Genomic DNA, 11,078 nt, shown 5'->3' with positions numbered 1-11,078 from the left:
AAGGGCCCGGGATGACACAGATTCACACTGTCGAAGGCACGGCCTTTGTCGTGGCGGAATTCCGCAATGAAGAGAACGGGGAACCGCATCCGCTTTATCATGACCGGTTCGTCGGCCTGTTTCTCGACGAGGAATCAAAAAAGGCGGCAGCGAATATTTCTCGGTCCTTCCCCCCGATAAGGAACAATGTGAGGCTTAGAACGCGATATTTCGACGATAAGCTCGATCAACAATTGCGACAGGGATGCCGCCAAGTGGTGATTCTGGGCGCCGGCCTCGACACAAGGCCGCAGAGGATGGCGGCGCCCGGCGTCGTCTTCTTCGAAATCGACGCCCCTGGGATCCAGGCCTTCAAGAAAGCCAGGCTCGAAGAGCGTAACATCGACCCGAATACGACATTCATAAGCGGCGACTACCTGACTGGCTCGATCATCGATCGGCTGACATGCCGTGACTTCAACGTCGCCCTTTCCACTTTTGTCATATGGGAGGGAAACAGCATGTATCTGAGCGACCAATCGGTCCGGCAAGTCCTTGCCGCCCTTGCGCGCAATGTTCGAAGCTGTACGATCTCCTTTGATTATTTGGCCGAGGCGGTGATTGAAGGCAGGACGGGCGACCCGGAGATAGCCGATGTGGTCCAGCGTTTTGCGGCGATGGGAGCGCCTTGGACCTATGGGATCAACGACCCCGAGGCGCTCGGAGCCTCCTGCGGGTTCAGGGTGATCGAGACCGCCACCCTAGCCGATCTCCATCGGGCTTACTGGCCCGGCCGCGAATTGACGTCGCCCCTCTATGATTACTACGCTGTTTGCACGGCGCAGAATCAAGCAGCGGGATAGGCGCAAAGTGCGAAAGCGCGATCAATCGCCGGCTCTAAATATAACAAAAACGAGCGCTCGCGCCTCGACGGCATAGTCAATGGCCGCCAAAGGAAAAATGCTGGTAATCGACCGTGTGTTTCCATCTTCCGCCCCATGACCACCCGCGTCGCGCAAAGGCCCGGGTAACGACGTCGCCTTCGGTTATGATCCCCAAAATGTCGCTGCGCCGCTCGTCTGGCTGGTCGTAAGCCCTGCCAGCCTCTGGGGCGGTCGAACTTCCTTCTCGGTAGGGGTTTTGCACCGGGTTGATATCGATCGCGAGGCCGAGCGCATGCTTCGAAAGCCCGCCGTGATCGGTCAGCCGGCAATTGAAGCCGCTCGTGTTGTTCGCCGCGATCGACTTGTCGTCATCAGCGTCGAAGTCGTCTATGAGACGCATTTGGAAGATGCGGAATTTGCCGCTTCTGTAAATTTCCGCGAAGATTTCGGCGACCTGCGCAGCGACCTTGCGCGCCACGACCATTTCGCCCGTTTGCGTCTCCCCGTGAAAATTCCGGTAAGGAATGCGCATCAGCACGAGATCCCCACGCTGGGCGCAGGGCAGGTCTGGCCGCCAGGACCGGCCCTGCATATAGCTCCATACATGGTCGGGTATCGGGCCATAGCTCGCCTGTGGCGTTTGGGCTTGCGTTGCGAAGGAGGCCGACATTGCTAACGCCGCAAGCAAGACGGCTGTTGTCGGGGCCTTTTCATTCCATAGCCACATGTCGCGATCTTTCCTTCGCTTGGAATCTGTCAAACACCGCTCGCACGCGCCACATTAATTCACGCTGCGCCGCTGCGAGGCTTCCACAAGACATGCCCACAGCGCACAGTTTCGGGTCGAATAGTGTTGCAATCGCCTAAAAGTCGGGCCTTATTCCATCTTCCCTTTGGGGTGGGAGTTAATGCATGAATGCTGGCGCATCAGCGGATTTTCCTCCGCAATCCGGTCAAGCGGACGGTCCCCTCGATCCCGTCGCGAGCCTCAATTTGACCTTCCGTGCGCTTTATGGCGCCAATCGCGATCAGCTCTTGGCGGAGCTTCCGCTTGCCGCGCTCACCCTGATCGGAACTGGCGAGATCTGGCGCGTCGAATGCGGCGAGCTCGTGAAGCGCTATCAGCCGGTCGAGATGCTTCCGAAGGCAAAAGGATTGATGCATGCCGTCCTCGGCGCCCACGGGACCTGGGGCCAGCTGGTGCGGCGCCAGGATGCCGACTTGGCGCTGCAGGCGGCAATGCGGCTGAACGCAGCGCTAGGCCAGGCCATCGAGCGGGTTTCCGCTGAACTGCCTGTCGAATTGGCCATTCCAGCGCGGGTCGTTTTGACTGAACTACGAGATCTGTCCGATCTCTGGTGTTCCGGCCAGGCGGCGACGCATGATCAACTTCCGGCCGCCTTACGGCGGGTCAAGGGGGAGCTCGAAGAAGTCATCAGAGCCGTTGGTCAAGCGGCTTTTGACTCGCTCAGACGTAGTTTCCAGGCGTTTCGGGACGACAGCGATCCGGACCATTGGCGGCAGTGTTTCGTCGGCGTCTGTGGCCCGGGCCAGGGCCGGCGTGATAATATCGAGATAGCAGCGGCCATGTCGGTGATGGGCCGCGAAGCCCTTGGGGTTCGCCTGCTCTATTTGGAAAATGCGCTTACGATCCCCGACGGCCTCAAATTCTTGGCGTCGGCGATCGTCGAGAAAGATCTGGGTCAAGCAGTGTTTGACGATCCCTATCGGATGTGGCGCGATCTCTTGGCCGAGGCGGCTGTCGAACATGCCGGCGGAAGCTTCTTTCCTCAGCTCGGACCGGAGCAAGCAGAAGAACGATCGGCCGCACGCTAACGACTCTCGACCTGTTCACGCCGCTCGCGTGTCTCACGCTCGCCGTCGTCCCTGGTCGGGGCCTGCTCTTAGCGTGCGATTTCCGAGACGCGGCTCTTCTCGCGCCATTCGGAGGGCGTGACGCCGCTCCACCTGCGGAAGGCGTCGGAGAAGCTCGAATGCTCCGTATAGGCAAGCGCGCCAGCGATGTCGCCGATTGGCAGGAGCGTGACCTCGAGCAGCTCCCGAGCGATTGAATAACGCACGCCTTCCAAAATGCGCTGAAAGGTCGTTCCTTCCGTTTCGAGGCGGCGCGAGAGCGTTCTCACATTGAGGTTGAGGAGCCTGGCCATGCTGGCGGTCGTTGCTTCTCCTTCAAGCAGGAGCGGTCTTACAGCGTGCTTCACGCGATCCGTCCAGACGTGATCCGAAGCGGGCGAAAGCAACGCGATGCGCTCTCTCAGCCGCGCGAGCTCCTGCGACGACGCTCCCGGGATCGGGGCCGCCATCGACGCGCGATGGAGGACAATGCCAGTCTCCTGTTGGTCGAACCGAACGGGCGACTTCAAGATGGACTGATAGGGTTCGACATCGGCGGGCCGGCGGCTCGAAAGAAGCGTCTCGACCGGCTCGACCGCCCCTTCGGTAAGCGCGTGGACGATATTGACGCCCATAGCTAAAGCAAGAGAATAGACTTGCTCGTGAGCGACGGCGGCCGGATCGTAGATGCCATAACCGAACACAAAGACGTCACCCGCTCTGCGCAGATAGACGGCGGCGCCGCGAGAGTTCGCATCCTGAAGCGCGCAGAAATTTGAAAGCGCCGAACCCAGATCCGGCGAGTTCCGCATAACCTTCCCCGCCAACCCCAACGAGCGATGATCGTGTCGCGAACCGAGAATGAGCCCCACATGGGGACACGCTGTGACATCGACGCACCGCTTTATCAACCTGCCCGCCAATGCGAAAGGCACACGATTGTCCGGGTCGTCGAAGACGCCCGTGGCTATCCCGAGGCCAGCGACAACTTCCTCAGTCCCGCGCCCGAAATCAGCGAGAAGGTCGGGAATTCCCGTCAGAGGCCCCAACCTCTGGGATGCATCCGCGGCTCTGATGCAATTGTCCGACATTCTTTAACAGTTTGCCGCAAAAAAAGTTATGGTCAAGCTGATTCTGCAAGCTGATTCTGTATGCCAACGCCGGACGCTGGAGCTCGCATCAGTGTCCGAAGCGACAATGAGAACGAGCAAGGGAGTAATCCGATGTTGAAATATACCGTGTTCGTGCTTGCTGCGATCGCGAGCCTCGCGGCGTTCGCGCCTCAAGCTAACGCCGTGGTGTGCGCGCGCGGCGTTTATCGTGCAGGATGCGCCGGTCCTCGCGGCGCGGTGGTGACGGGTCGGCCGGTTTACGCGCCGCGGGCCGTTTACCGCAGGTGGTAAGGATTTGAGGGCGCGGGGAAAATCTCGCGCCCCTGCGTCTCGCGCGGCATGCGCGAGAAGCGTTGGCGCATCGCGGTACGCTTGGGCGCCGGGGCGGACGGCCATTCCAAAGGCGTCCCTTTCCTGCTGTGACACAACATAAAGTAGCAAGGGGGCGACGCGCGCTCGGTGAGAAGCGTAATCGAAACGTTGTGCAAGCGGGTTTGAATGAATCCTTGTCCAGCATCATGACGATAAATCTACGACTGCGACCCAAACGAACTTGGAGGTTTCAATGAAAATGAAAGCCGCTCTTTGCTGCGCAATGCTGTTTGCCGCCGGCGGGTCCGCCATGGCGACGACCGAATTGTCCGCATACGCCGATAAAGATGGCTATATCGACGTCCAGGCTCTGACTTGCGACCAGCTGGCGAACACCTATCAGGAGGACGCCGACTATCTGACCGTATGGTACAGCGGATGGTACAACGGGCTTGGCAAGCATCATAAAATGAAGGTTGACCGTGCGAAGACGGTTGAACACGAGGTGATCGTGTATTGCAAGGAGCACAGAGATCAGAAGGTGATCCATGCGATGGATGAGGTCTTCAAAAAATACCGCGCGGAACACGGCATAAAGGTCGAATGATTTTTCGGCGCCTCGGCGACGCCTCCGTTCGCGACCAGGGCGGGGGCGCGTCCTCTATTTTCAGCGCAATAGGAGCGAACATCAAGGTTCGCCCGACGCAGCTACTGCAGTCTTCCCGCCCATCGCGTCGGCCAAGGCCGCGGCGCGTCCGCGCGCACTGGGGAGCAAGCCGGCCTCGTGGATCGCCGGGCAACTATGAATCGATCGCAACCCGTCGTTAGAGTTCGCAATTTCCTGTCACTTCGAGACGTGCTCCAGGAGGCCGGCGTCGACGAGCGCGAAATTCTTGCGTCCGTCAATCTCGACGGCGATCTGTTCGAATGTCCGGATGCGTTCATCAGCTATTCAGCAGGGGCGCTTCTAATCGAGGCGGCTGCCCAGGCAACGGGGTTCGACGACATTGGATTGAGGATCGGCATGCGGCAGGCCGAAGAGACCCTCGGGCTCGCGGGCTTCGTCGCGTCGAACGCCGGGACTGTCCGTGAAGCGTTGGAGATACTTCAGTCGTCCTTGAGATTGACGGACGGAGGAACGACCCTCTATTTGCGAAAAAAAAGCAAGTTCGCTTACTGGTATATTTTCGTCCCTGAAGGACCGGCAAGTTTTCGCATAGCCGAGCTTTGCATGGCCGTTTCCTTCAATATCTTCTCGCGCTTGTGTGGAAGCGGCTGGAAACCGTTGCAGGTAGACCTGCCGAGGCCGCATGCATTGGCGCGCGGCGGGCACACCGCATTCTTCCAGGCGCCAGTCCGTTTCGGGGCCGAACACGCCTGTCTCATTTTTGAAAGCAAGTTTCTGGACCAGGCTGTCGCCCACCGAAATCGGGATCTCTACGACATCCTGTCTCCCCTGCTCAAATCCGCCAAACAACGGGAGGAGAGCTTCGTGGCGGACGTGTTGCAGGTTTTACACGGCCAGATGCTTGCGGGGGAAATGACGCTCGCTGGCACGGCCGCCGCTCTGCAGATGAGTTCACGCACGCTCGTTCGACGTCTTTCGCTCGAGAACCAATCATATGGCGGGTTGGTTCGGCGCGTAAGGCTTCAGGAAGCCCAGCGCCTTCTAAAGGGCGGAAAAACTGTCGCCGAAGCCGCCCTCATGCTTGGCTACGCCGATTCGACGGCCTTCATCAGAGCGTTCCGTCGATGGACGGGAACGCCTCCCGCAAGATGGAGAGCGGAGGAAATCGAGTGAGGGCACTGTGGCATGATTGCAACGCCAAAGGCCAAATCAGAAGACGAGCTGTCTCCTTGACGGGTTTGGAGGGTTCCGTGGCGTGATCTGTCAACGTCAAGTCAATGGCTAGAGCTTAGCTTTAAGGCGGCGCACGGAAGCTGTGCGTTCGCCTACCGTTGACAGAGGATTAAGTATGAAAAAAGCTATGCTGCTGATGGCGGCTTCCCTTGCCACTTTGAGCGTCGGCGGCGCTTTCGCAGCCGATCTGCCGTCTCGCAAGGCGGAGCCTGTTTATGTCCCGCCGCCGCCTCCGCCGTTATGGACCGGGTTTTACGCCGGTCTGAATATTGGCGGCGGCTGGAGCGCCAATAGCGTCAATCCGAACCAGCTGACGCCCTACGCCTCGACAGTGAACGGTTCGCTCCATCTCCTGCCGGGCAATGGCAACGGGGGCAATAATGCCGGCGGCGTCGTCGGCGGCGGCCAGGCGGGTTACAATTATCAGTTCGGTTCGAGCTTCGTCGTCGGCGTCGAGACCGACATCCAGGGCACGAGCATGAGCTCTGGTGGCAACTCGAATTACATCGTCTATCCCGATCCGACCTCGCCCGGCAATTACCTGGTTCCGGTGTCGCCGGGGGGCAACCCGGGCATCGCCCTCAACTGGGTTGGCACCGTTCGCGGGCGCGCCGGCTTCCTCATCACGCCCACGCTGCTCGTCTACGGCACGGGCGGCTTCGCCTATGGCGGCGTCTCTGGCGGCTATTCGAACTTCTCCAACACCCGCACCGGCTGGACGGCTGGCGGCGGCGTCGAGTGGATGTTCATGCCCAATTGGTCGGCGAAGGCGGAGTATCTCTACACGGATCTCAACAGCGGCGGCCAGACCGGCTACTGGGGCTTCCAGACCGGCTACCATCGCCACCCGCAGTTCAACATCGTTCGCGCGGGCGTCAATTATCACTTCAATTTTGGCGCCCCGGCGCCAGCCGTCGCGAAATACTGATCGGCGGACGCTCAGGGTTGAGACGACAGCGGGAAGCTCGGCTTGCGCCGAGCTTCCTTTTTGCGCCTTTGAGGAGGCCGGCTTACGGACTCTGCGGAGCTGAAGTCGCATCGTTTGCGCTCTCCTCGGAGCGCGGCCGCGCAACCAACTGTTTGCTGCGCCGCCTGTTCTCGTCCCATTGCTGCAGAACCACAAAAAATGCTGGAACCAGCACGACCGCGAGGCAGGTCGACGACAGCATCCCGGTAAGCACAGTGACGCCCAGCGATCGTCGCGCATTGGCGCCGGCGCCCGTCGCAATCGCCAGGGGCAGAACGCCCAAAATGAAGGCGAAGGATGCCATCAGGATGGGACGGAAGCGGATGCGCGCGGCGTCGATAGCGGCCTCGACAATGGGCTTTCCGGCCAGTCGATGTTCGCGCGCGACCTCCACGATCAGAATGGCATTTTTTGCGGAAAGCGCGATCAGCAGCATCAAGCCGATTTGCACGTAGAGATTATTGTCGCGCCACCAGTCCCATGCGCTTTGGCCGTCCGTCTTCAACGCCTTGCTGGTTTATGTAAAGTCTAGCGCCCAGTTATGGCAAAAGCCAGCAAAGCTAGCGCTGGCCGGGCTCGCATGCCTCGCCAGGCCTGCGACACGGCGGTTTCCGGGAAACAGAACGTCGCGGGCTCATTCATCGCGTCGCGGACGACGGGCGACGGCGATCGCCGCAAACAGGAAAGCCGTGGTCAGCCCGAACAGGATCAATCCGTTGACGGCTTCGATCGCGCCCAGCAACTGCCAGCGCGGCTCGAGATACAGGGCGGCGTGGCCGTAGGCGGTGATGGCGCTGAGCGAGTAAAGGATTGCGGCGGGCAGGCTCGGAAGCGCGCCCAGAAACAAATAGAGCAGCGCCCATATGATCGCCTCGACGGCGTGCAACAACGCCGCCGCCAGCGCGAGAACCGAAATTGAGCTTACTCTGAAAAGCATCGATCGGGGGCGACTCGTCCCGCGGAAAAGCATGACGAGCGCCCGCTCCATGAGTACGAAGGCGCAAATGTGGATCACGACCGTCGTGACGAGCAGGGGCAGTCCCCACAACCAATCCAGCCCCCAATAGACGACTGTCGGGGCCAACTTGGAAACGGGCTGGTCGTGTTGAAGAGCCGCCCGCGGAGCGGGTTCCGCCAAGGCATGAACGATCTCGATCATCGGACGCGTAGCCTCCGCGGCGTGGGTTTTCGACGTCGGGGGCCCTCGATCGCCGCCGCGGGCGAGGCGCAAGCGGCTGCAAGGCGCGCCGCCTCTCCACCGAAGACAGAATCGCATTCGTCCGACAGCGACACTGCCTCGTTCACGTCGAATTGTTAAGTCAGCGCGAGACGGCGCCAAGAGAAGGCTGGCTCCCCGTCGGCGGAAACTGCGGGTTAGGAGTTCCTCCGAGGCGCTGATCGCTTCGAGGGAGGAGCCGGACGCGGTCGGCGATGATGTGGGGCGCAAAAACGAAGGCGTTGTAGCTCACTGCGGAGCCTCAATCGCGCATCCGTCGGTGAATGTGACAACGCCGGCCACGAGCCCACGTCGAGCGCCGGACAGCTGAAGGCAGAACCGAGACTTGCAGAAAACCTTGGCTGGGGCGGGAGGATTCGAACCTCCGTATGGCGGAATCAAAATCCGCTGCCTTACCACTTGGCGACGCCCCAAAGCGCCCGCTCTCCTTAATGCCGTGGGAGCCGCTTCGCAACCCGGGAGCCGTCTCGCTCGCGCCTGCCCCCGCCCCGCCTCGCCGGCGTCCTCGAAACCGGATTCAATGGCCGTTCGAGCGCTCCCCCGACAGCCGCCTCAGACGCGCCTCTTCGAGGTCCAACTCGGCTTCGACCGCATGAAGCGTCGAATCGTGGACGCAGCCGAGGCGGTGCAGGCGGAGGAGCTCGTCGCGGGCGGTCGAGACGGCCTCGAGCGCCATCTCAAAATGCGCTCGTCGCACGTCGACCAGCGCTTCCCGCTCCTCGTGGTTCTTGCGGTAGATGAAGACGCGGCGACGATATTCCTCCATCAGCCGGGGATGGAGATGCGCGCCGTCGTCGTCGACTTCAGCCTCGATCCGCTCCAGCGCCGCGGAATAGACTTTTTCCCTCGCCGCGTGGTCCCCCAGGGGCGGATTCGGGCCGACCGCTGGCGCGGTCGGCTTCAGCCATGTCACCAGCGGTCCGAGCGTCGCGCCCTGCAGCAGCACGGTGACGGCGATCACGACGAAGGTGGTCAGAATGACGAAGCCGCGCTCGGGAAAGCCGATCGGCAAGGCCAGCGCGGCGGCGAGACTGACGACCCCGCGCATCCCGGCCCAGCCGATGATCACCGGGATGGAAGGCGGCGGAGAGGGATCGCGGGCGCGGATCGCCGGGATCAGCAGGCGCGGCAGATAGGTGGCCGGAAAGACCCAGACAAAGCGGGCGGCGATCATCGCTGCGGTCACCACGAGCGCATGGGGGAGCGCCGAGGTCAGGGCGGGGCCGAAGCCGCCCAGTTCTTCGACGACCTTGCGCAGGGCGAGGCCGATCAGAATGAAGACGGCGGCTTCCATCAGAAAGACCGCCGAGCGCCAGACCGCCTGCGCCTCCAGCCGACTCTCGGCGTCGAGAATGGCGTGCTGGCCCCAGCCCATGATGAGGCCGGCGGTGACGACCGCGAGGACGCCGGACGCATGCAACGCCTCAGCGCCGAGATAGGTCGCCCAGGCCGAGAGAAAGCTCGTGATGATGATAAGTTGCGTGTCGCGCAGCCGCGCCATGAGGAAATTGACGAAAACGCCGGCGGCGGCGCCGGCGGCGAGGCCCCCCGCGGTCAATTGCGCGAACATCATCGCCGCGTCCGACCAGTCGAAAAGACCGGTCAACGCCGCCGCCGTCGCGACGCGATAGAGCATGAGGCCGGAGGCGTCGTTGACGAGGCTTTCGCCCTCCAGAATGGTGACCACTCTTTCGGGCACGGGAAGGCGCGCGAGCACCGCCTTGGCGGCCACGGCGTCTGGGGGCGAGACAATGGCGCCGAGACAGAAGCCGGCCGCGAGCGGCATCGCCGGCACGAGCCAATGCGCGACCAGGCCCACGACCGCCGTGGTGAAGATCACGGCCCCGATGGCCAGCATCATGATCGGCCGGAGATTGGCCTTGAAGTCGCGCCAGACGGTGAAATAGGCGCTCGACTGCAGCAGCGGCGGCAGGAACAGCACCATGATGAATTCGGGGTCGATCTCGAAAGGCAGCCGCTGCGGCGCAAAGGAGAGCGCCATGCCGCCGATGACATAGGCGGCGGCCGGCGGCATGCCGAGCCGCTTGGCCAGGATCGAGAGGATGACCGCCGCCACGAGCAGCGCGAGCACAATGACAAAGGGAGCGTGGGCGATCATCTTGCGTCAGCTCGCGAAAAGACAGGGCCAGGCTAAAGCAAAAGCGCCGCCAATTGAACGGCGTCAGACCCCAATCGCGCCCGCCTGCGCCGCCGCCGCGCGCAGCGCCGCAACATTGGCGGCATATTGCGACCCGCCGCCACGGAAGGCGGCCGAGCCGGCGACGAGCGCGTCGGCGCCGGCGTCCACGATCGCCGCGGCGGTCTCGGGAGTCACGCCGCCGTCGACCTGGAGGCGGATGTCGCGGCGCCCGATCATCTCGCGAATGGCGCGGATCTTGTCGAGCTGCGACGGGATGAAGGTCTGGCCGCCGAAACCGGGATTGACGCTCATCACCAGCACGAGGTCGATGTCGTCCAGGACATATTGCAGCGCGCTCTCATGCGTCGCCGGATTGAGCGACACGCCAGCCTTTTTTCCGCGCGCGCGAATGGTCTGCAGCGATCGGTGCAGATGAGGCCCCGCCTCGGCGTGAACCGTGATAACATCGGCGCCCGCGTCGGCGAAGGCGCCGATATAGGGGTCGACCGGCGTGATCATCAGATGCACGTCCAGCGGCAGGCGCGTATGCGGCCGCAGCGCGGCGACGACGCCGGGGCCGAAGGTGATGTTGGGCACGAAATGCCCGTCCATCACGTCGAGGTGAATCCAATCCGCCCCCGCAAGCTCCATGGCGCGCGTCTCCTCGCCGAGCCTGGCGAAGTCGGCGGAGAGGATCGAGGGAGCGATGACGACGTCGGGCATGCAGTCCTG

General features: G+C 62.2%; 11 protein-coding genes, 1 tRNA gene and 1 pseudogene. 6 read left to right on the top strand and 7 right to left on the bottom strand.

Annotation, left to right across the window (positions count from 1 at the left end):
- Window positions 1-11: 11 nt before the first annotated feature.
- The gene (locus ACETII_RS07050) at window positions 12-842 is read left to right on the top strand and encodes a class I SAM-dependent methyltransferase (protein ID WP_472787585.1); all 831 of its coding nucleotides are present in this window, start codon (window positions 12-14) and stop codon (window positions 840-842) included.
- A gap of 76 nt (window positions 843-918) precedes the next feature.
- On the opposite strand, the gene ACETII_RS07045 is transcribed toward ACETII_RS07050, so the two are convergent.
- Window positions 919-1,533: a M15 family metallopeptidase gene (locus tag ACETII_RS07045; RefSeq protein ID WP_472787584.1), complete on the bottom strand. Its 615-nt coding sequence runs from the start codon at window positions 1,531-1,533 to the stop codon at window positions 919-921.
- A 440-nt stretch (window positions 1,534-1,973) separates the two neighbouring features.
- Between ACETII_RS07045 and ACETII_RS07040 the strand changes: the two genes are divergently transcribed.
- A complete protein-coding gene (locus ACETII_RS07040) occupies window positions 1,974-2,699 on the top strand; it encodes a hypothetical protein (RefSeq protein WP_472787583.1) in 726 nt (241 codons plus the stop codon).
- 68 nt (window positions 2,700-2,767) lie between these two features.
- Here the strand turns inward: ACETII_RS07040 and ACETII_RS07035 are convergent, their stop codons facing one another.
- The gene (locus ACETII_RS07035) at window positions 2,768-3,808 is read right to left on the bottom strand and encodes an AraC family transcriptional regulator (protein WP_472787582.1); all 1,041 of its coding nucleotides are present in this window, start codon (window positions 3,806-3,808) and stop codon (window positions 2,768-2,770) included.
- A gap of 132 nt (window positions 3,809-3,940) precedes the next feature.
- On the opposite strand from ACETII_RS07035, the gene ACETII_RS07030 reads away from it, so the two are divergent.
- The 4 genes from ACETII_RS07030 to ACETII_RS07015 all read left to right on the top strand — a co-directional run bounded on the left by ACETII_RS07030 (window position 3,941) and on the right by ACETII_RS07015 (window position 6,930).
- Complete coding sequence (locus ACETII_RS07030; protein ID WP_363350199.1) at window positions 3,941-4,120, top strand: hypothetical protein; 180 nt, start codon at window positions 3,941-3,943, stop codon at window positions 4,118-4,120.
- Between the two features lie 274 nt (window positions 4,121-4,394).
- Window positions 4,395-4,748, top strand: a complete 354-nt coding sequence (locus ACETII_RS07025) for an HdeA/HdeB family chaperone (protein ID WP_363350198.1) — start codon at window positions 4,395-4,397, stop codon at window positions 4,746-4,748.
- 195 nt (window positions 4,749-4,943) lie between these two features.
- Window positions 4,944-5,942, top strand: coding sequence for an AraC family transcriptional regulator (locus ACETII_RS07020; RefSeq protein ID WP_472787581.1), 999 nt, complete (start codon window positions 4,944-4,946; stop codon window positions 5,940-5,942).
- 175 nt (window positions 5,943-6,117) lie between these two features.
- Window positions 6,118-6,930 carry an outer membrane protein gene (locus ACETII_RS07015; RefSeq protein WP_472787580.1) on the top strand — a complete coding sequence of 271 codons (813 nt, stop codon included), beginning with the start codon at window positions 6,118-6,120 and terminating at the stop codon, window positions 6,928-6,930.
- An 82-nt stretch (window positions 6,931-7,012) separates the two neighbouring features.
- Here the strand turns inward: ACETII_RS07015 and ACETII_RS07010 are convergent.
- The 5 genes and pseudogenes from ACETII_RS07010 to rpe form a co-directional block, all read right to left on the bottom strand.
- Window positions 7,013-7,435 (bottom strand): annotated as a pseudogene (locus tag ACETII_RS07010) (efflux RND transporter permease subunit); the annotation flags it as partial.
- Between the two features lie 168 nt (window positions 7,436-7,603).
- Window positions 7,604-8,128, bottom strand: a complete 525-nt coding sequence (locus ACETII_RS07005; protein WP_472787579.1) for a hypothetical protein — start codon at window positions 8,126-8,128, stop codon at window positions 7,604-7,606.
- Window positions 8,129-8,544: 416 nt separating this feature from the next.
- A tRNA-Gln gene (locus ACETII_RS07000) sits at window positions 8,545-8,619 on the bottom strand.
- A gap of 104 nt (window positions 8,620-8,723) precedes the next feature.
- Window positions 8,724-10,325 (bottom strand): Na+/H+ antiporter, encoded by a 1,602-nt coding sequence (locus ACETII_RS06995; protein ID WP_472787578.1) that lies wholly within the window; start codon window positions 10,323-10,325, stop codon window positions 8,724-8,726.
- A gap of 63 nt (window positions 10,326-10,388) precedes the next feature.
- The gene (gene rpe / locus ACETII_RS06990; RefSeq protein ID WP_363350164.1) at window positions 10,389-11,069 is read right to left on the bottom strand and encodes a ribulose-phosphate 3-epimerase; all 681 of its coding nucleotides are present in this window, start codon (window positions 11,067-11,069) and stop codon (window positions 10,389-10,391) included.
- Window positions 11,070-11,078 lie beyond the last annotated feature (9 nt).

The sequence above is a fragment of the Methylocystis sp. NC52PC genome (genome assembly GCF_055698645.1).
This window is presented reverse-complemented; position numbering and strand designations above follow the sequence as displayed.

Excerpts from the sequence above, each read along its gene's own strand:
- ACETII_RS07035 (WP_472787582.1), bottom strand. The coding sequence starts at position 3,808 with ATGTCGGACAATTGCATCAGAGCCGCGGATGCATCCCAGAGGTTGGGG.
- ACETII_RS07045 (WP_472787584.1), bottom strand. The coding sequence starts at position 1,533 with ATGTCGGCCTCCTTCGCAACGCAAGCCCAAACGCCACAGGCGAGCTAT.
- ACETII_RS06995 (WP_472787578.1), bottom strand. The coding sequence starts at position 10,325 with ATGATCGCCCACGCTCCCTTTGTCATTGTGCTCGCGCTGCTCGTGGCG.
- ACETII_RS07020 (WP_472787581.1), top strand. The coding sequence starts at position 4,944 with ATGAATCGATCGCAACCCGTCGTTAGAGTTCGCAATTTCCTGTCACTT.
- ACETII_RS07015 (WP_472787580.1), top strand. The coding sequence starts at position 6,118 with ATGAAAAAAGCTATGCTGCTGATGGCGGCTTCCCTTGCCACTTTGAGC.
- ACETII_RS07005 (WP_472787579.1), bottom strand. The coding sequence starts at position 8,128 with ATGATCGAGATCGTTCATGCCTTGGCGGAACCCGCTCCGCGGGCGGCT.
- ACETII_RS07025 (WP_363350198.1), top strand. The coding sequence starts at position 4,395 with ATGAAAATGAAAGCCGCTCTTTGCTGCGCAATGCTGTTTGCCGCCGGC.
- rpe (WP_363350164.1), bottom strand. The coding sequence starts at position 11,069 with ATGCCCGACGTCGTCATCGCTCCCTCGATCCTCTCCGCCGACTTCGCC.
- ACETII_RS07030 (WP_363350199.1), top strand. The coding sequence starts at position 3,941 with ATGTTGAAATATACCGTGTTCGTGCTTGCTGCGATCGCGAGCCTCGCG.
- ACETII_RS07050 (WP_472787585.1), top strand. The coding sequence starts at position 12 with ATGACACAGATTCACACTGTCGAAGGCACGGCCTTTGTCGTGGCGGAA.